The 19,546-nt window shown below is 42.1% G+C and carries 18 protein-coding genes; 4 read left to right on the top strand and 14 right to left on the bottom strand.

Features of this window, described 5'->3' with window-relative positions:
* Window positions 1–13 precede the first annotated feature (13 nt).
* From BLT91_RS00665 to BLT91_RS31135, 3 genes are all read right to left on the bottom strand, one after another.
* Complete coding sequence (locus tag BLT91_RS00665; RefSeq protein WP_254776734.1) at window positions 14–1,978, bottom strand: ABC transporter substrate-binding protein; 1,965 nt, start codon at window positions 1,976–1,978, stop codon at window positions 14–16.
* Between the two features lie 245 nt (window positions 1,979–2,223).
* The gene (locus BLT91_RS00660) at window positions 2,224–2,661 is read right to left on the bottom strand and encodes a hypothetical protein (protein WP_090815556.1); all 438 of its coding nucleotides are present in this window, start codon (window positions 2,659–2,661) and stop codon (window positions 2,224–2,226) included.
* Window positions 2,651–2,803, bottom strand: coding sequence for a hypothetical protein (locus BLT91_RS31135; RefSeq protein ID WP_175532027.1), 153 nt, complete (start codon window positions 2,801–2,803; stop codon window positions 2,651–2,653). Before BLT91_RS31135 ends, BLT91_RS00660 begins: the two co-directional genes overlap by 11 nt.
* A gap of 104 nt (window positions 2,804–2,907) precedes the next feature.
* Between BLT91_RS31135 and BLT91_RS00655 the strand changes: the two genes are divergently transcribed.
* Window positions 2,908–4,065, top strand: coding sequence for a glycosyltransferase family 4 protein (locus tag BLT91_RS00655; protein WP_090815553.1), 1,158 nt, complete (start codon window positions 2,908–2,910; stop codon window positions 4,063–4,065).
* A 14-nt stretch (window positions 4,066–4,079) separates the two neighbouring features.
* On the top strand, window positions 4,080–5,384 hold the full coding sequence (locus BLT91_RS00650) for a UDP-glucose dehydrogenase family protein (protein ID WP_090815551.1): 1,305 nt from the start codon (window positions 4,080–4,082) through the stop codon (window positions 5,382–5,384).
* Window positions 5,385–6,072: 688 nt separating this feature from the next.
* Here the strand turns inward: BLT91_RS00650 and BLT91_RS00645 are convergent.
* The 3 genes from BLT91_RS00645 to BLT91_RS00635 all read right to left on the bottom strand — a co-directional run bounded on the left by BLT91_RS00645 (window position 6,073) and on the right by BLT91_RS00635 (window position 9,491).
* Window positions 6,073–7,035, bottom strand: a complete 963-nt coding sequence (locus BLT91_RS00645; RefSeq protein WP_090815549.1) for an NAD(P)H-dependent glycerol-3-phosphate dehydrogenase — start codon at window positions 7,033–7,035, stop codon at window positions 6,073–6,075.
* 275 nt (window positions 7,036–7,310) lie between these two features.
* The gene (locus BLT91_RS00640; protein ID WP_175532026.1) at window positions 7,311–8,237 is read right to left on the bottom strand and encodes a GNAT family N-acetyltransferase; all 927 of its coding nucleotides are present in this window, start codon (window positions 8,235–8,237) and stop codon (window positions 7,311–7,313) included.
* A gap of 231 nt (window positions 8,238–8,468) precedes the next feature.
* Window positions 8,469–9,491: an asparaginase gene (locus BLT91_RS00635; RefSeq protein WP_090815545.1), complete on the bottom strand. Its 1,023-nt coding sequence runs from the start codon at window positions 9,489–9,491 to the stop codon at window positions 8,469–8,471.
* Window positions 9,492–9,536: 45 nt separating this feature from the next.
* Between BLT91_RS00635 and BLT91_RS30525 the strand changes: the two genes are divergently transcribed.
* Together BLT91_RS30525 and BLT91_RS00620 are read left to right on the top strand one after the other, a co-directional pair.
* Window positions 9,537–9,686, top strand: coding sequence for a response regulator (locus BLT91_RS30525; RefSeq protein ID WP_141224913.1), 150 nt, complete (start codon window positions 9,537–9,539; stop codon window positions 9,684–9,686).
* A 235-nt stretch (window positions 9,687–9,921) separates the two neighbouring features.
* Complete coding sequence (locus BLT91_RS00620) at window positions 9,922–11,178, top strand: glycoside hydrolase family 18 protein (protein WP_090815540.1); 1,257 nt, start codon at window positions 9,922–9,924, stop codon at window positions 11,176–11,178.
* 2 nt (window positions 11,179–11,180) lie between these two features.
* On the opposite strand, the gene cdaS is transcribed toward BLT91_RS00620, so the two are convergent.
* From cdaS to BLT91_RS00580, 8 genes are all read right to left on the bottom strand, one after another.
* A complete protein-coding gene (gene cdaS / locus BLT91_RS00615; protein ID WP_090815539.1) occupies window positions 11,181–11,816 on the bottom strand; it encodes a sporulation-specific diadenylate cyclase CdaS in 636 nt (211 codons plus the stop codon).
* A gap of 146 nt (window positions 11,817–11,962) precedes the next feature.
* Window positions 11,963–12,382 (bottom strand): organic hydroperoxide resistance protein, encoded by a 420-nt coding sequence (locus tag BLT91_RS00610; RefSeq protein WP_090815537.1) that lies wholly within the window; start codon window positions 12,380–12,382, stop codon window positions 11,963–11,965.
* A 237-nt stretch (window positions 12,383–12,619) separates the two neighbouring features.
* Window positions 12,620–13,258 carry an FMN-dependent NADH-azoreductase gene (locus BLT91_RS00605; RefSeq protein WP_090815535.1) on the bottom strand — a complete coding sequence of 213 codons (639 nt, stop codon included), beginning with the start codon at window positions 13,256–13,258 and terminating at the stop codon, window positions 12,620–12,622.
* A gap of 311 nt (window positions 13,259–13,569) precedes the next feature.
* A complete protein-coding gene (locus tag BLT91_RS00600) occupies window positions 13,570–14,805 on the bottom strand; it encodes an MFS transporter (RefSeq protein WP_090815533.1) in 1,236 nt (411 codons plus the stop codon).
* A 134-nt stretch (window positions 14,806–14,939) separates the two neighbouring features.
* A complete protein-coding gene (locus BLT91_RS00595) occupies window positions 14,940–15,959 on the bottom strand; it encodes a Gfo/Idh/MocA family protein (RefSeq protein WP_090815531.1) in 1,020 nt (339 codons plus the stop codon).
* Between the two features lie 98 nt (window positions 15,960–16,057).
* Window positions 16,058–16,936 carry a carbohydrate ABC transporter permease gene (locus BLT91_RS00590; protein WP_090815529.1) on the bottom strand — a complete coding sequence of 293 codons (879 nt, stop codon included), beginning with the start codon at window positions 16,934–16,936 and terminating at the stop codon, window positions 16,058–16,060.
* A gap of 30 nt (window positions 16,937–16,966) precedes the next feature.
* Window positions 16,967–17,908 (bottom strand): ABC transporter permease, encoded by a 942-nt coding sequence (locus BLT91_RS00585; protein WP_254776733.1) that lies wholly within the window; start codon window positions 17,906–17,908, stop codon window positions 16,967–16,969.
* Window positions 17,909–17,999: 91 nt separating this feature from the next.
* Window positions 18,000–19,529 carry an extracellular solute-binding protein gene (locus BLT91_RS00580; protein ID WP_090815527.1) on the bottom strand — a complete coding sequence of 510 codons (1,530 nt, stop codon included), beginning with the start codon at window positions 19,527–19,529 and terminating at the stop codon, window positions 18,000–18,002.
* Window positions 19,530–19,546: the final 17 nt, after the last annotated feature.

The following is a 19,546-nucleotide window of genomic DNA, read 5'->3' as shown; positions in this document are numbered from 1 at the left end:
GTAAAGAACTAACTTATTGTTTGATAAAGAATTGTGAAGGATGAGCATGCCCCATACTGCGGAATTCATCTGCATAGACTAAGTCCTTAGGTACGTTACCCATTTTGTTTGATGCAACAATCAACTTTGGTGTTGGGCCTGCATAACCAATAATCCACTGATTCTTTTGATGGAGCTTAATGATTTCATTACTCCATTTCGTTATTTCCTCTTTGCTTGTAGATGATTTAACTTTATTCCAGTAATCCATTATTAACGCTACATCACCTTCTGGTTTTACTCCGTCTTTTCCATTAGATGAAGTATACAATCCATAATTTCCAAGCCATGGTGTCAATACTCTCAGAGGCACTAATGTATCAGGTCGAAAAGCTACATTAACGAGAGAAATATTTTCTGTGGTTGCTGGAATCTTATTCGCATATTTGAGATCATTGTGAGTTCCTTGATCCACAACTTTCAGATCTACCTTAATGCCAACTTGCTCATAATATTTTTTTATTAATTCCAAGAATTTTGCCGAATTTGTACTCGGTTCAATAATCGTGACAGTTAGATCAGAGCCGTCTGCGTTTAAACGAAAATTGTTCTTATCACGTTTAGTCAGACCTATTTCATCCAAAAGTTGATTCGCACGCGATTGATCAAATTTACTCCACTGATCCGCCCAGCCTTTTTGGTAACCAACCAAACCTTCAGGAACTGCGGCTTGTTGAGGTGCGCCTAAACCATTCGTAATGATCTCTGAAATTTCCTTTCGGTCGACCGCAACGGAAACGGCTTCTCTAAATCGGATATCTTGGAACAGCTTGCGCAGATTGGGATCCGCAATTGTTTGATTAAATTGAAGACCCGCACTTGACCAGGTTGGTGTTGTCCAAGGCATTACCCGGAACCCAGCTTTTTTCTCATTTTCTTTCAGTACAGTGAAATCTTTAAAATCAAAATCAAGCAGATTATAATCTCCCGCTAATGTGCCGAGAATTCTTTGAGCCGGATCCTGCACTTTGGTAGCGACGATACGGTCCATATAAGGGAGCTGATTTCCTGCGCTATCAACTTTCCAGAAATAGGGATTGCGTTCCATAATAAACTGATCACTATTAGGGTCATTTTTAGCTACCCAAGCTCTTAAGGTCGGGATTTGCGGGTTTACCCAATAGTAATAGCCCGTTGCTACCAAGAAAGACTTCACATCTGCAAAGCCCCATTGTTTCGCAATTTCAAGCGCCTTCGCATCACCTACAAACTCAGGCAATATGGTTTTTTGGAAATGTGCCGGTGCAAAGAACCATTTGTTATCAATGGCAACGCGTTCCAAGAACTGCACGCTGGGATACTTATGTACAACCTTAAAGGTATAATCATCAACTTTGGTCACTTGCGCTAATGCCTTTTCCCCTGTTACAGGGTCGACAGAATAATAAGCATCATATATTTTTTTGCCGAAAGTCTCTTTAGTGAGCATGTGCTCCCAATAGAAAATGACATCATCGGCTGTGAAAGGCACTCCATCTGACCACTTCATACCTTTTCTCAAATGGATGGTGAATTCAGTTGAGTCTTTATTGACTTCATAGCCTTTGGCCACGTTTGGTTCAACCGTACTTCCATCCTTATTAAAGCGGAAAAGCGCTTCCTCCGTAGGTTGACCAACAGCCCAACGATCATTAGGTCCACCCCAAGGCATTTTCCAATCCCCGCCGTATTTCCCTATTTCGTCCAATGTTTTTTCAACCATGATATCTTCCTTAACCGGCATCCGTTCAGTCACAGGCTTCAGTGAACCTGATCCGACTAGCTTAGTTAACATTGGGGCCTCATTGTAGCCGTCTGCCTTCACAGTAGCAGATGCAACAGGCGCCTTAGATGCCTGAACGGCTGAACTTGGCTTTGGATCACTTTCACTCTCACACGCCACAAAAACAACTGCCAAAATCAACATCATCATTACAAAAAACAACCTGTTTTTTTTCAAGCCTATCCCCTCCATGATTATACTGGTACTTCAATCTTCCTCATCAAACACTGAAAATTGTTTCCCTTCACCTCCTAGTAGATTAAACTTTAAACCGGTTTAATGAATGAGTCATTCTGCGGGTCATAAATCATGTTAAGTATATTTTGATTTAAACCGATTTAATTGAATTTACAAAAAAATAATTGTAAGCGCTTAATATTTTCGAGCTAAGGAGACATGGATCTCCCTCTCTTTAAACCGGTTTAATAAAGGAACGTCGGAATTGTAAGCGTTTTATTAATAGCTGTATCGTACATCGAAATTACGTATATTGCAACAACTTTTTGGAAGAAAATAGGGGTCGTCATGGGGCTTTGTTTGTTATTTTTATTCGATGGATTGTTAAGATTTAATTCTGGATTATAAAGATTATTTGTTTTCAAAAAAACCTTTAAATCATGATTGATACTTACTGCGATTACGCTATCCTCCTTTGTGAATATTAAAAGCGTAGGATAGTACGTCTCCGTTTGACTTATAAACAATACTACCTCAGCGACTGTTCCCGTAATCCATTTATTTTTGATTTTCAGAGGAGGAGCGAGTTCAATCTTTATTCCTAACCCATTGTCAGGCTCAATATTCAATGAGCCGACAGCTCCAGAAATCGAAGATAACCATTTCTCAACTTCACTTTGCAAACTTTGCAGAGTGCTTTAATGTTTTTACAACCTCACCTTTCTGGATATCAAACACCTCTGCTCCATCAAAAGCAAGGACAGCATGTACGTTAAAGCAAGTTAATGTAACGAGAATGGCACTTATGTACACTAGTTTTTTCAAGATATCCCTCCACTTTCTTAAAAATGATTTAACATTAGTTTGACGTTCTTCTAATAATCACATGCTATTCTAATGATATAAAAGGAACTGTAGGAGGGATACTCATGCGCCTCGCGTTATTTACCGACACATTTGTTCCTCAAATGAATGGCGTAGCTCTCACACTTGGGCGGCTAACTGATTACTTACATCGCCGTGGCATTGATCATCTCGTTTTTATACCAAAATGCACTGATGATGTTGCTTACCCCGATCCAGTTCGCCCCATTAACAGTATCCCCTTCTTTCTTTACCCCGAGTGCCGAATCGCACTGCCGAACGTCATTGCTTTACACACTGAACTCGACCGATTCCGCCCCGATCTGCTCCATTTGGCAACTCCATTTAATATCGGCCTATGTGGCCTTCACTACTCTCGCAAGCACCAAATTCCGCATGTAGCTTCCTATCATACTCATTTCGATCGCTATCTTGAATACTACCGGATGAAACAGGCTGTCCCCTTATACTGGGCGTATATGAAATGGTTTCACCAATCATGCGACGCCACATTCGCTCCATCTCTCGATACCATTGATTCACTCCATTTGCATGGCTTAAGCCGCTTGCTGCTTTGGTCGAGAGGTGTAGATTGCGACTTGTACACACCCGATAAGAAAAGCAACGATGTTCGTGAACGATACGGCATTACAGCACCAATCCTACTACTTTATGTGGGCCGGATTGCTCCGGAAAAAGATATAGATACATTAATTGCAATCATGCGAACATTACCTGATTCGTTGAAAGCACGTGTCCATTGGCTCATTGTTGGAGACGGACCACTTCTCCCCGATTTGAGAGAGCAAGCACCGGACAATGTGACATTTGCTGGTTACAAGCGCGGCGAAGAACTTGCCCAGCTCTATGCTTCAGCTGACTTATTCATCTTTCCTTCCAGTACCGAAACGTTCGGTAACGTCGCACTGGAGGCAATGGCATCGGGCTTACCCGTTATTGCCGCAAATAGCGGAGGGGTTCGTGAAATGGTTGTGTCTGGGCGGACAGGTGTTTTGTGCACGCCTCGCCATCCTGACTCGTTTATTCGGGAGATTTGCGCGTTGGCGGATGACCCAGAACGATTAGCTAGTTTCATCATAGAAGCTAGGAGTTTCGCACTTGGACGTTCTTGGGACGCTATCTTTGAAAAGCTGCTATGGAACTACGAACAAATTATTGATTCTCGCCAGCTCGGCAAGAAACCGGGATTTTACTCTGCTTGAAGGGGGGATAATCAATGCGATTAACTTTAATAGGAACGGGTTATGTCGGATTGGTGGCAGCCGTCTGCTTTGCAAAGCTAGGTCATGAAGTTACGGCAGTCGACCGAGAGCAGGTCATCCATGGCTTGATGGAAAGTAAGCTGAGTGTATGGGAACCTGAACTGGATACGCTGCTGGCAGACACGCGTGACAGCGGCAAATTGTTCTTTGACACAGACGTTGCTAGAGCGGCCGCCGGTGCTGATGCCCTAATGATTGCAGTTGGCACGCCCACCCGAGTGGATGGCTATACAGATCTTAGGCAAATTCGTGAAGTGCTTGGTCATTTGATGCAATCCGGCATCTGTCCACCGCTTGTTATTATAAAAAGTACCGTACCTGTTGGAACCTGTGACGAGCTCGAAGTGAGCCTGCATGCGGCGGGTCTTCTTACTGAAGTTGCCTATAATCCAGAATTTTTACGGCAAGGCAGTGCCGTTTACGATTTTCTGGAGCCCGACCGTATTGTTTTCGGCTGCAAATCACACCATGCAGAGACGCTGCTTCGCCAGTTATATGAGGGTATTAATGCCCCTGTTCAAGTATGTGATAGGCGCAGTGCCGAGCTTGTTAAATATGCATCCAATGCATTTCTGGCCATGAAAATTTCGTTTGCAAATATGATGTCCGATTTATGTGAAGGTTATGGCGCGGATATTCGCCAAGTCGTGGAAGGCGTAGGATCTGACCAACGTATCGGACCGGACTTTTTGAAAGCAGGAGTCGGTTACGGCGGATCCTGTTTCACAAAGGATTTGAAGTCACTGCTCACTTCCGGAAGGCTTATTGGCTGCTCGCTTCCATTACTCGAGGCAACCGCCAAAATTAATGATCAGCGTATTTCAAGGATGTTCGCAAAGCTTCTCTCGATATGGATGAACCCTATTGGCAAACGGCTCTGCGTGTTAGGCATCTCATTCAAACCGAATACGAATGATGTTCGGGATGCTCCTTTTCTCGCCTTATTATCCCATTGTCAGCGTCATGGAATCGAAGTTCATGCCTACGATCCAGTCGTCCACTATGTTCCGGCAGATGGTGTTAACGTGATGGACTCTCCCTACGATGCGGTGAGGAATGCCGATGCCGTAATTATTATGACGGAATGGCCGCAGTTTGCAAGTCTGGATTGGCCTCGCATGATTCAACATATGCGCCTTCCCCTTGTACTCGATGGACGCAATCTACTATCGGACGAAGTCATTGCACAAATTATAGATGTTAATGGTGCAATCTATATGCCTGTTGGCCGCTCTATTGATCAGCACTTGCCAAAGTAAGCCATAAATCCGCCATCCACAGGGATGGTGGCACCGTTGTCGAAGCTGAACGCAATGGCGTTGACGCAGATGCCGAAAGTTCCGACGAAATTCAGTTCAAAATGCGATTTGAGGCTTTCCTGCGAACTTGTTCATTATGGTTGCTGCGCTGCCAAGCGTACAAAAAACTCCAATCAGTTCAGACCAGCTGAACTGATTGGAGTTAATTCATGAAACGATCCCCGATATACTTGAGATTCAACTATAAATTAGAGAATCTCTCCACTGTTATTTTCCGTATTACAATTCAAGAATACTTTTCACAAGTAAAAATGGCAATACACCAATTGAGACAAAAGCATAAAAAAAACCTTGAAGAAAATTTTTGAGTAGTTTCACAAAAATCACTCCCATCATTTTTTGTCTAAATTGTGAACTACTTCTATTGTACTCTCTTTGCAAAAAAGATACATGAAAATAACATTAATTATTTGAAGGCTTGTCTTTGCAAAAAGCCTATCGCTCTCGGGTTGCGCTCGATCCGACCCAGCCGAATTTACGCCAAGCACATCTGATTCAATCGGAATTGCATGATGAGGTGCAACCCAGAGACCCGATTCGCGTCAAATTACCTCCTTTGCCACACCGACCTCTCGAACGGGTCTAAGAAAAAGCAAAATCTGTTGAGTTAATTAAATATGCATGTTAATTAAATACCTTCAAATTTCACGGGCCTCATAAATAATCTTATTAGCTGCTCTTTTGGGTCGTTACCTTCAGAGATTACTGAATAAACAGCCTGACAAATTGGCAGCTCCACATCATATTTAGTGGACAATCGCAATAATGCTTTTACGGTTGCTGCTCCTTCAGCTAATTTCCCGAACGGTTCCTTATTTACAAATGCCTCACCAAAACGTCGATTATGACTATGCTTAGAAAACACCGTTGCTTCGTAGTCACCGAGATGTCCTAAACCGTAAATAGTTAATTCGCTCCCTCCCATTGTTCTAACTAATCTCGCAATTTCTTTTGTTCCTCTAGCCATTAAGGCTCCCTTTAAACTTGTATAACCTAATCCATCCAACATGCCAGCCGCGATTCCAATTACATTTTTCGCCGCAGCACCTATCTCATTGCCTAACAAATCTTGCCCATAATAAAATCTTATAGTCTCGCTTCCGAAGCTGTTTACAATCAATTTAGTTATGTTCATGTTATCTGAATCAATAACCATACAGTTTGGAATGTCATTAATAAAATCTTGAACATGCCCAGGTCCAACCCAAATTGCTAAATTTATAGGTGATTTTATTTCTTCCATAAAAACTTGTGAGAGTCTTTCTCCAGACTCCATTTCAAGTCCTTTCATGCATAAAACAAAAATCTTATTTGTAATTCCCATAGTATCTAACTGCTTTGCAAAACCTCTAAGTTCTTGAGCACTAATGGCGATAAATATGATTTCGGCAAATTGAATTGCCTCAACAATTTTATTCGTTAAACGTATATTTTGGGATAATACTAAATAATCATTTGTTCGACTATCTAATAATCTTTGATAATTTTTTGATGCTTCTCTTCCCCATAAAATTACTTCATGTCCTAGTTTATTAGCATACCATGATAAAAAAGATCCCCATCTTCCGCAACCTAATACAGTAACTCTCATTAAGCAGCACTTCCTTTATTTTTTTATATTTTTCGTTGTAATTCAACTAACGTCCTATGTATGAACTTCGCAGAAAAATTCCTTCAAGGCCGTTACTCCAACAAACGAAAAAGGAGCTACCGCCAAGCAAGCTCCTCCACAATCGTTTCGCGTAAGTTTAATTTTGATTACCATTTCATCCCTATCATCTTACGATCATTCAACGGAAGAGACAGGTGGAGGGTACTGAAATAGCGTGACATTAATGGAACACAAAATTCGACTTTTCAATACTTTCATTTAAAAAGGATAACGATTGAATCCATGATCGCTTCATATCCAATTTGAACATAAATTTTATTGGAAGTAGGATTGCTGAGATCAGTGTATAAGCTTGTTGTTTTATAACCACGATCTAATAAGAATTGAGTAAATGCTGAAACACAATCAGAGGCATATCCCTGTTTTCTCTCGCTAATCGGGGTGTAAACATAGCTGATTGTAATATTATTTTGGGTTGGACGTGTAGCATTAGCCATGGAAACCAATTCTCCGTTCACTTCCCACGCAACTAGATTTCCTTTATTAATCATTATTTTAGCTCTTTTATCTGCTTCCTCTAAACTTATAGGTTGGTTAGTTTCATTACAAAATTGATACACCCACTCTTTAATTGTGTGATGATCCTTTTCAATTATTTTCCTGAGCTTTCCATTTGTATTTGTTTTTTTCTCAACTTTTTTTAGTTTATAAATCTTTTGGTCCATTAGGACACTTGCTTGAGTCCCTTTAACGTTAGAAATATACATAGCTAGTTCAGTTGTTAATTTCTTTTCACCTATAAAACCAGGTATTTCTTGAATTGTGTTATTCAATTCTTCTCCTATAACGTGTATTTCCTTTGATGTAAAAGAAACAGATTTTGATAAGATAATTTGCCTAGGATGTGTTTGTAGTAAGACCAACCCTATGTCATTGTCTTTTAGTATCGCAGCCATAAAACGAGGCCTTTCATCTTTTTCACTTAAAGATTGCAAGACACCTAATACTAAATTGTTTTCAGCTTCATATTGTTCTAAGAAAGAGATTACATCTTTCTTAAATAATGCAAGATCATCATACTTTAAAAGTTTTATCAAACAAACCATCCCCTTTTGGTTAGTTCTTGAATGATCAATAATGTTTCTTATTAAATACTCTAGAAAAACTAATTTATCCTTCAAATGAAAAAGTTTATTTATGTGACCCCTTTTCAACTATGCTGCCTGTTTGCTTTAATATAAAATGAACATCGAAGTTTTATAGAGCTTCATCAGACTGGATGTAGCGTAAGCTACGGCGGAAAAAGCGAAAAGGAACTACCGTGGCAGCTCCTTCCCAGGACGTACTTGCTGTGAATAACTCTTGTATCACCATTCCCTGCCCAATGCAGATGATAAGGGCTGTCTTCGGTATCATCGGGCTGCCCCTTCATGATACGCTGTAAGATTGAATACCGCCTTGCTGTAACCGACGGGTCGGCTTGCGTCATTGCGGATTTGCACCTGCGAAATCCGGTATAAGTCGTCGATCGTTGCGCGGTTCGAGTAGCCGATCTGCTCCAGAATGGTCGCAATAATAAGCGGCCACTCCTCCTCGGAGCCGTCCATCACCTTCAAAGCGAACGCCAAACGTTCCTTCTTCAGGCTGAAGCCGTAAACGCCTTTCGCGCCTCCTTTGGCCACGATGTTGGCGTCCCGCAGCAGCACGGAGCATATAAAATCGGTGCCAGCGATCATTTCCCCGTGCTCGTTCATAAGCCCGCTCAGTTTCTCGACCGCGGTTCTGACCTGTGCGTCCGGGATCAGATCCGGACATGCCAGCTTCAGGTAAGCTCTGGCTGTCGCATCAAGAGGAAGGGCAAAGACGGGAAATCCGCAACCGTCCGTGCCAATCGGGATTTGCTCCTCCGGCATCTCGGATATCGACGCAAGCGTGCGCAAGATGTGCAGTTGGGCGGGATGACAGGGATCGCAATACGATTCGAGATCATAGTCCAACCCTTTGCACAGCGCCAAAATCCCAGTATGTTTACCGGAGCAGTTGTGATACACCCGCCGCTTCGGGCTGTTTTGCCGAACGACGTCATCCCTTGCGCCTACATTCAACGGATACGTCGAAGCGCAGGCGAGCATTTCTTCGCTGAGCCCGATTTTGCGGAGCATCGATTCGACGGCTTCGATATGAAACGGTTCGCCTCGGTGCGATCCGGCCATCACGGCCGTCTCCTTGCCCGTAAAGCCAAAACGGTTCTCGATGCTGTGCTGGAGAACCGATATCGCCTGAAACGGTTTGGCCGCTGAACGCAAGTAAGTCATATGCAGCGGATTGCCGATCGCATACCGTATCGTTCCCGTGTCGTCTACTCCACATAAATGGCCAGCATGCGTGCATTCAAGTACGCCACCGCGGTATTCTTCCACCAAAATGTGCTGCATCCTCACGAATCTCCTCTCCATATCACTTTAAACGGTATCATCCGTATGATCCATAAAGCGAATACACCGTTTATCGAGATCGTCGGCGCTGCAGACGGCATTGATGCGCTGCAAAAGCTAGTGTACTTTCAGCCCGATTTGATCCTTACTGATATTCATATGCCGGAAATGGACGGACTCGCACTTATTTTGTGACTTACTAATGCACGTTTTTTAAGAAGGCCTACACAATCAAATCCCGATTTTTAAGCTGCAGCATGCATGCGGCGATCTGTTTCATACGAAGAGGATTAAAGGCAGCGGATATTGCATTGAGGTTAGCGGAAGAAAGAACGATAAGGATAGCTTGCGTGGTACTGAAACATGCCTTCCTATGAATATCTTTTGAAGATAGTATCTTTTCTCTTATAGGGAGGGGGACAAATTTCATATGTTCATTTATATAGTGAAAAATGGAGATTCTCTTTTTTCAATTGCTTCAAAATATCAATTTCCCCTCGACACCCTTCGTAACGTAAACGGCTTGATAGATGAGATGATGGTCCCCGGTCAAGCTTTGATTGTTCCATCGACCGTCTATATTGTTCAGCCCGGAGATTCGTTATACGAGATATCCAAAATGAGTTTGGTTCCCGTGGAAACCCTGCGTACTGCAAACGGGCTTGAAAGCGATATTTTGTCCGTTGGAATAAAGCTGTATTTACCGCCGCGAACCAAATATCCAGAAGAAGGCTTGAGTTATATCATTCCTGTCACACCCGAACAAATTGAAGCGACAGCCAGCAGCTTCTCTGCTTATAATGCCTACTTTGGCATTTTTGAATATCACATTAACGAGGAAGGGAATTTGAGCACTCTAAACAATGATGAACTCGCCGTCAGAGCTTCAAGGAATCATAAAGTGGCCCCTCTGGCGACAATTACAAATTTAACCGCGGGAGGATTCAGTCCTAAATTAACAAAAAAAGTACTTAACTTTCCTGAATTAAGGAACCGTCTAATTAACAATATCTATAACTTGATAAAAACAAAAAATTACGCTGGAGTTAATATTGATTTTGAGCAAGTGAATGCAGGGGAAAGAGATTTGTATACCGGCTTTTTGCGCTCATTAAATGATCGTTTAAGCCCGGAGGGATACTTCACATCGGTTGCCCTTCATGTAAAAAAAAGCGATAGTGATTATCCAGGTTATGATTACGGCGGAATCGGTGCTGTGGTGGATTTCGTTTTCATTATGGCCTATGATTGGCATGAAAAACATTCCGGTCCCGGACCTGTAGCTCCGATCGATGAGATACGAAAAACCCTCGACTATGCTGTGCTACGCATGCCCCGGAATAAAATTATTCTTGGTGTACCTAGATATGGATATGACTGGACTATGAGCAACGGAAACGCAATCAGTGCTAAAGCTGTTTCAGTCACAACCGCTACTGAAGCAGCTATGAGGTATGAAGTGCAGATACAATATTCCACTCAGCACCAACAACCTTATTTTTCATATTGGGACGAGAATGGTAAGAGACACATAGTGTGGTTTGAAGATGCGCGAGCCCGTGCCGCAAAATTTCAATTAGTCGTCGATTACCGTCTTAGGGGCGTAGGGGCGTGGCAGCTTGGATTGAATTTCCCGCAATCTGCTTTCTTGGTGGAACATTTTTTTGCTCAGAAAAGAGTGATTTGAATCTATCGTGCCGCCGACTCGATCATTGGTTCAATAGAATTAATGGGATGCAGGACTCCCTTATAGGCAAAGGATGCATTTCCAGTTTCCTCCGAAACAACGAGTACAAGAGCATCGGTTCGTTCTGTCAAACCTATCGCAGCACGGTGTCGTGTCCCTAGTTTTTTTTCAACCGTCACATTAGATACTGGCAAGACATTCGCTGCCGAAACAATTCGATCGGATTGAATCAATAAGGCTCCATCATGCAGCGGGCTGCCAGGATAAAAAATGGATTCCAATAACGAGTAAGTCAACGTAGCTTCCAGCGTAATGCCAGAGTGCATAAAAGCATCCAGCGGATCGTTCCTCTGAATCACGATCAATGCACCATGCCGGCGTTCCGACAGATGTTGAATGCTAATGGACAAGTCTAAATAATTGGTTGTAAAAGATGATAAATAACATTGCAAATAGAATGAAGCGGCTATGGATTCGACTTTTTTAAAGGCTTCTCGGATTTCGCTAAATTGACTTAAAAGGCATTCGTTTTCATTTTCTAAGTTATCCAAACTGCGTTGAATCTCAGTTGTAATGTGGCTCAAGAGTTGTTTCAACTGTTCTTTCATAGGGGATATATCACAATTTCCTTGCTGCACTCGTCACACCTCCGAACTTCATTTTTTTATATTCGAGGAAAAGTTGATTAACTTTCGTATTATTACTACTAATATGTACATATTCGAAATAAAGATTCCTATATAGCGCGAAGGCCCATCCCAAGGATGAGCCCTTAATAATTGGATTATCCGACGACGTTTAACTCTACTTCAATATTGCCCATGGTTGCTTTGGAATATGGGCAAAATTGATGGGCAGCATCAACCAATTCCTTGGCAACATCGGCATCTACTCCATTGACTGAAACGTCCAATTTGGCTGCCAATTCATAGCCGCCGCTCGAATCCTTGCCGATTGAAATACTCGCGGTTACTTTCGTACCTTCCACTTGGATCTTCTTCGTTCTAATAATAAGCTTCAACGCGCTATCGAAGCATGCGGCATAACCAGCAGCGAATAGCTGCTCTGGATTAGTTGCAAGTCCGCCAGGGCCCCCTAATTCCTTAGGAACTCTCAAATCAAGGTTAATGACCCCGTCGCTGGATGTGACTTTCCCCTCTCTTCCGCCTTCAGCCGTTGCAGTCGCCGTGTACAATTTATCCATATTTTTTCTCTCCTTTTTTGAAGTAGCCACACCTCGAAACATATTTATCTCCCACAATCAATCAATTTATGCAAAGGGTAATTTCGCCACACGATACTGGACGCAATATATTCCTCTTTGGTATGTATGAGGAGTTTTCCCATGAAAAATCCCCTTCAAGTTATAACAGTAAATGTCTCTTTTTTACTGTCTACTTAAAGGGGATACTATCAAAAAGGCTTGTCTATACTGGAGGTTCTAAAACCTTTTAGCTAATTCGCGTGCTTGTTGAATTGCTTTTTCTTTAATGGCTGGCGCTTGATCCGGTGTTACAGCCATACCTTCTATAAAGATCCCTTCAAGCACAGGAACACCCAAAAATTTCATGATGACATTTAAAAAACGATGACCCATCTCAAAGTCTGCCGAAGGTCCTTGCGAATACACACCTCCACTTGCTTGAATATGCAAAGCTTTTTTATTTCCAAGTAAGCCTACAGGTCCTTTTCCCTCCACATATTTGAAAGTTTTCCCTGCAACACATATAGAATCAATGTAAGCTTTCATAATTGGCGGGAAAGAAAAATTCCACATTGGATTAACAAATACATATTTATCAGCCGCCACGAACTGGTCTACCAATTCACCAAGACGGCTAACTTTTGCTTTTTCTTCAGGATTTAACTGCTCGAATGCAGTACCTGAACTTAATTTTCCCCATCCGCTAAATACATCTGCGTCAATATGAGGTATCTTCATTTGATATAGATCAAGATGCATTACTTCATCGTTGCGGTTAGCTTCCCGGTAGGCTTCAATAAACTCTTTTCCAACTGCTAAGCTATAAGAGTTTTGATGATCATGAGGGTGAGCTGTGATATACAATACATTTGCCATATTAGTTATCCTCCTTTTTTCTTTCCCTTTTAATATTCCTAGAAGAATCTCATTTATTCAATTTATCTTATAAATTGTTGGACACAAGCCTCTTCTCTTCTTATTATAGTATTTCATTATATTTATAGTAAGCAGACACTTATTTGGGCATTATTAAGCAATAAGAATCATGTTTAATACCCAAAGTAATTCCCTGCTGCAAATCTTCGCTTTTCCCATCAAAAAAATGGATATTTGCTTCGCTCTATTACCATTATCAATGATTAACTCCGCAGCTTTCAAAGACATTTAATCCCGAGCAATGTAGGTTTTCAATGCGCCGAGATCTTTCTGTCTTTTCTACGGATCAATATTACGAGTCCGAATACAATAACACAGGACATCGACACCCATGAACTATATAAAAATACTTGTCTCATCCCGTAAGCCGAGCTCATGATTCCACCCAAGAAGCTGCCAATAATGCGAGCAGCTCCTAGGCTGAGCAAACCGTTGAGCGTTTGACCGCTGGCCTTCCATTCCGAGGGCACTTCACGGTTGATAAACGTGGCAAGTGTGACGGACAGCACAATGAAAATAATTCCATGCAGCACCTGCACCGGCAATATCCAAAGAGGATCTCCAATTACGGAAAACAAGAACCACCGGACGGAGGACGCAAGCGCGGCAACGATTAGAAGTACCGATATCGAGACGCGTTTGAAAATCTTGCCGGAATACAGAAGAAACGGCAGTTCGCTAAGCGAAGAAATAACCATCGACCAGCCCAGCAGCATGCTGTCTCCTCCCATCTCCTTGAAGTAGATCGGGAAGAACGCGTAATAGTAACCCAAGGTGATTTGAACAACAAAGTTGATACCCAAATAAAACATCAGCTTACCGTTTCGGAAAAGCTCCCGAAATCGTTTGCCGGTGACGTTAGCGTGACGACTGACAGCTGGCGGAAAGCGCCAGAGGAGCAGCAATGCGGCGGCCATAGTTCCGGCGTAGACGGGAAACATCGAGCCAATGTACGACTTGGCTGCGATGCCGAAAACAAGAGACATTGCTGCGAAGCCCACTGTGCCGCCTAAACGAATCCAACCAAAGCTCCACGAGGGATGCCTGTCCAATTCTTCCAACGTAATCGCATCGCTAATTGCAAATATAGATGTCTGAAAAAACATAAACACACATATTAACACAAGTAAGTAAATGAAATGTTGCGAGAGCGGGAAGAACAAAATCGAAACGCCGCTGCCAATCAATAGGAAGCAAAGTACGCTATTCTTCGTCTTGGCTCGATCCCCGAGCGCCCCCCATACCGGTTGGCCGAACATCGCAACCAAAGGCCCAAGGCTAAGGAGCATCCCAATTTGCTCTTGAGAAAACTTTGCGTTATGCAGGTAAACCGGCAAAAATGTACCATAAACAGCGTTCCCCATATAGATGACTGCATAAAACAACAAAAAAGAGTAAAGCTTCGTTGTCAGCCCCTTCTTTCCTTTTTGAAATAAAACATCGTTTAAGATGCGATCTCTTCCATTCACGACATCGTTCGCATCCATATTCCACAGCCTCCTTTAAAAATGAAAGCCAGCCCAACAGGATGAAGGGCCAGCTTCGACATCGACATGTATATTAAAACTGTACGACAAGTATGAATTACAGTTCAAGAACTTTTTTTCTTTCGATGTTAGCCTCATGATCTAATGTTTGCCCGCCGCCGCCGCACAAGTTCCTCTGTTGCCGTTCGAGCGATCCGGGTTGCAATCAGTCCATCTAAACCAGTGGGCATATCCCCCGTTTTACCGGTTTCAAGTGCTTCAGCAAATGCCTCATACATCCCTGGAAAGTTTTTTTCTCGAGCAAAAGGAAACCGAGTTGTACTCGTTGAATTCCGCATCTCAAATATTTGAGATTCTCGATCATAGCGTATAATTCCCTCGGTGCCTATAAGTTCATATACAAAGTGTGAAACAGGTTCTTTGGCTGTATAACAATAAGAGTAGCTAATCTCTAACATCGTATGGGCATCATTTGAATGTTGCAAATGGAGATACATATGGTCTGGAACTTCATATTCATCCACCCAAGCTCCTTCTGAGTGATGAAGTATGACTTCAGAATTAAGCCACCATCTAGCTAGGTCAATCTGGTGAACACCGCAATCAACCATGGGACCGCCTTCAAGCATTCTACCAACCCGGCGCTTATTCAATGGAAGAGGTGATTGGTCGCCTTTCAAATATTTACCATGATTATTCCAAATATAACTTAGCCTCAAGGAACCAATGTCACCAATGGATCCATCCTCCACGATTTTTTTAATCTTTTGAGCAACCGGGCTAAATCGATAATCGAAAGCTGTAAACAGCATCAACCCGGCTTTGTCCATCAAATCAATCATTTCTGCCGCTTCTCGATCATCCATAGCGAGCGGTTTCTCACATAGCACGTGTTTTCCAAAGCGAGCTGCATCGATTACGTTCTGATAATGAAATGGAGCCGGAGAGGTAATGACTACCGCGTCAAAACCTGCTTGAAAAAACTGTTCCACATCTGTATATACTTGTATATTGTGTTTCGTTTTCAGTTCTTCTGTTCTTGTAGTATCAGGTTCATAAATAGCAGTTAGCTCGAATTGGTTTGAATCCTTTATTGTAGGGATATGTCCATAATTAGCTACCACTCCGCATCCCATTAAACCTAACCTAAACATAGACTTTCCCTCCCCAGGTGATCACGGTCAACTTCCTTCAGAATACACCGTGAAGCCATACGCTCCCGTTTTTTCTCTACTTCATGTTTACGTCATCCCTATTCTTTTACCGAGCCCAACAATACTCCTTTAGTAAAATACTTCTGTAAAAATGGATATACCATTAAAATGGGAACTGTGGCGATAATGATGGCTGCGTACTTTAATGTTTCAGGGAAAACAGCCTTATTCAAATCATCAACTGTTTGTCCGTACCCTGTGGTATCGCCAACAATCACCAGCTGTCTTAAAACCACCTGCAAGGTCCAGAACTTTGAACTATTCTCGTAAATAATGGCCGCAAAAAATTGATTCCAGTTACCAACTGCATAAAACATCGTAAATGTCGCGAGCGCAGGAAGTGATAATGGCAATACGATTCGAAAAAGAACGCCCAAATTGCTGCACCCATCAATTCTTGCTGACTCTTCAAGAGCTTCAGGAATATTCATAAAGAAGTTTTTCAAAATAATAAGATTGAAAGCGCTAATGGCACCCGGAATTAACAATGCCCAAATTGAATCGATCATTCCCATTCCTTTAACTACTAAAAAGGTTGGAATCATTCCCCCGTTAAAAAGCATGGAAAATAAGATCATCATCAGAATCACTCTGCGTCCACGAAAACGTTTTTTGGATAAGGTGTATGCTAAAGATGTAGAAAACAACATATTGATAACGGTTCCGGCTGCTGTAATATAGATGGTAAAAAACAAGGCTCTTATAAAGGCCGGAGTGGACAAAATCAACTTATAAGCGTCAAAGGTAAACTCCTCCGGCCACAGAATAATACTAGAGGTTAATACTTGTTTGATAGGTGATAATGAAGCCACTAATATGTAGTAAAAAGGAATAAAGGTTAATAATGTTATCATGAGTAAAAAGAGATAGTTCGCCCCATCAAAAATACGGCTTCCTATTCCTTTGGTATGAATCATGTTGGTTGCCCCTCCTCACCCATTCTAAATCTAATAGATCCCTTCTTCACCTGATTTCTTCGTCAACCAATTGGCTCCGGCTACTATAATTAAAGAGATAACCGATTTAAACAAGCCGACTGCGGATGCGAAGCTAAATTGGCCTCCAACTAATCCTTTGGTATACACAAAGGTTTCAAATACATCTCCTACATTTTGAACAAGCGTGTTGAGCATTAAGAAAATTTGTTCAAAACCAACGTCAAGAACATGGCCTAGACGAAGAAGAAGCAAAATAATAATCGTGCTTCGGATGCTGGGCAGCGTAATATGCCACATTTGCTGCCAACGATTGGCCCCATCTACAACTGCCGCCTCATATAACATTGGGTCAACACTTGAAAGAGCCGCTAAATAAATAATCGTTCCCCATCCAGCTTCTTTCCAAATATCTTGCGAAACAATCAGGATCCTAAACATTTCAGGCGCTGACAAGAAATTTATGGTGTGGCCTCCTGACGCTTGAATCAAATGATTCACAACGCCTCCGCCTGACAACAACACGTAAGTCATTGAGGCAATGACAACCCACGAAATAAAATGAGGAAGGTAAATGACGCTTTGGACGAGCTTCTTAAAAACAAGATAGCGTACTTCATTCAGTAACAGCGCGAGAATAATGGGTACTGGAAAGAAAAAAAGCAGCTGGTAGAAACTAATCAACAGCGTATTACGCAGTAATTCCCAAAAGTGTTCGTAAGTAAATAGTGTTATAAAATGTTTGAACCCTACCCAAGGACTTTCCCAAAAACCTAAAAATGGACTATAATCTTCAAAGGATAATAGAACTCCCCACATTGGAAGGTACTTAAATATAACGAAATATAAAACCCCGGGAATCGCCAGCAGATAAAGGTCCCAATCTTGTAATATCGCTATCGACTTTGATGCCAATCTTCTCTTTACCAGAGTTTGTGTTGTCTGTTGATTCACAGGTCTCCTCCTATTCTTCTATGGTCTCTTACGATATGAATTACTCTTGCTGCAAAAACGACAGCAAGAGTAACCCGAAGAAGTCTCCTAATTATTTGTTGCCTTGGGTTTTAAACCAGTCATTGGTTTCTTTGGTGATTTGATCTCCACCGCCAGCTTTCCATTTTGCAACAAACTCGTCGTAGGCGCTCATCGGTAATTGACCTGTTATAATTTTAATGAAGTAATCCAGCCTTAAGTTATCTAAATCTGGTTTCTTCTCAATGGATGTTGGTGCTAAGAAGGTTGGGGCAGGGTTAAAAAGTCCTTTGTCCTTAATCATATCAAGCGCATCACGTTGAACCTTTTGCACATCTGCAGGAGCACCTCCGTCAACATAGCTGTAGATATCGTAAGGAGAGATCATAATGAGCTCCTTAATGTCGTCTGATATATACTTTTCGTTTGTTGTAAATGTTCCATCTGCATTTTTGGTATTATGGATACCATCAATGCCAGCTTTGTTAAAGTGATACCCCTCAGGACTGGCTTCCCAATTTAAGATTTCCATTATTTTTTGAACTTTTTCAGGCTTCTCTTTGGCAGGAATTAACCAGCCTCCTGCAAATCCAGTGCCCGCGTTGAATCCGCTGCTGCCTGTTGTTCCTACAGGGGGATCAATATAGATGAGCTGCGCCTTAGGATCTACCTTTTTCAAGGCAGCGATATCCTGTGCATAGTCAATGATATAACTTTCAATCATCATTCCTGCTTTGCCGCTCTGCAATTCCTTTCTCACAATCCCTTGCTGAACAGGGAAATCCTTACTCAAACCGCCTTTGGCAAACAAATCGCGCATCCATTGAAGAGCTTCTTTGTTACCGTCTGCTATAGCAAAATTCTTTAAGGTTCCGTCCGGCTGTTTGAGCCATTCGTTACCTGTACCGAAAGCATAAAAGAGGGGAAGTACATTTTGTAATTTGATGTCAGTTGCAATGCCGTATGTATTTTCCTTGCCATCGCCATCAGGGTCATTCTTGGCAAAAGCAACCGCAACCTTCGCAAAGTCGTCTATTGTCTTCGGAATTGGCAAGCCAAGTTTGTCCAACCAATCCTTACGGATCACTACCCCTGTCCGAACAATCGGTCTGGGTCTCGGAATCACATAAATATGACCATCAGGAGCCTTCAGATTGTTCCAAATCTGCTGAGGGAATTGCTTGAGATTGGGCGTAGCATCAATGTATTTCTCTAATGGCATGAAAGCGCCTTGTTTAATGTAACTGCCTAAGTTTGCATTCGGATAGCTGCTCCAAACCATCACATCAGGTAAGCTCCCCGATGCAATAACTGTGTTCTGCTTCGTTTCGTAGTCTTTGATTGGTACATCCATAATATTGAGATGAACATTAAATTTCTGTTCCAGAAATTTAATCGCTTCATTATTATCATGCGTAATCTGAATGTTGGCAGACGTGTAAAACATGACACTTAAGTCTATTGGCGTATTGGATGTAGCGGCTGCTTTTGAAGATGAATCTTTGGATATAGCATCTTTCGAAGAAGCACAACCGACAACACTTCCTGCTAGTATTACGGCTGCAAACAGTGCTCCTGCAAAACGAACTTTTTTATTAATCATCCCGTAACCCCCTTAAT

Origin of the sequence: Paenibacillus sp. yr247 (assembly GCF_900103825.1) — a bacterium.
GTDB lineage: Bacteria > Bacillota > Bacilli > Paenibacillales > NBRC-103111 > Paenibacillus_E.
The sequence above is the reverse complement of the archived record's forward strand: the minus strand, read 5'-3'. Positions and strand labels throughout refer to the sequence as shown.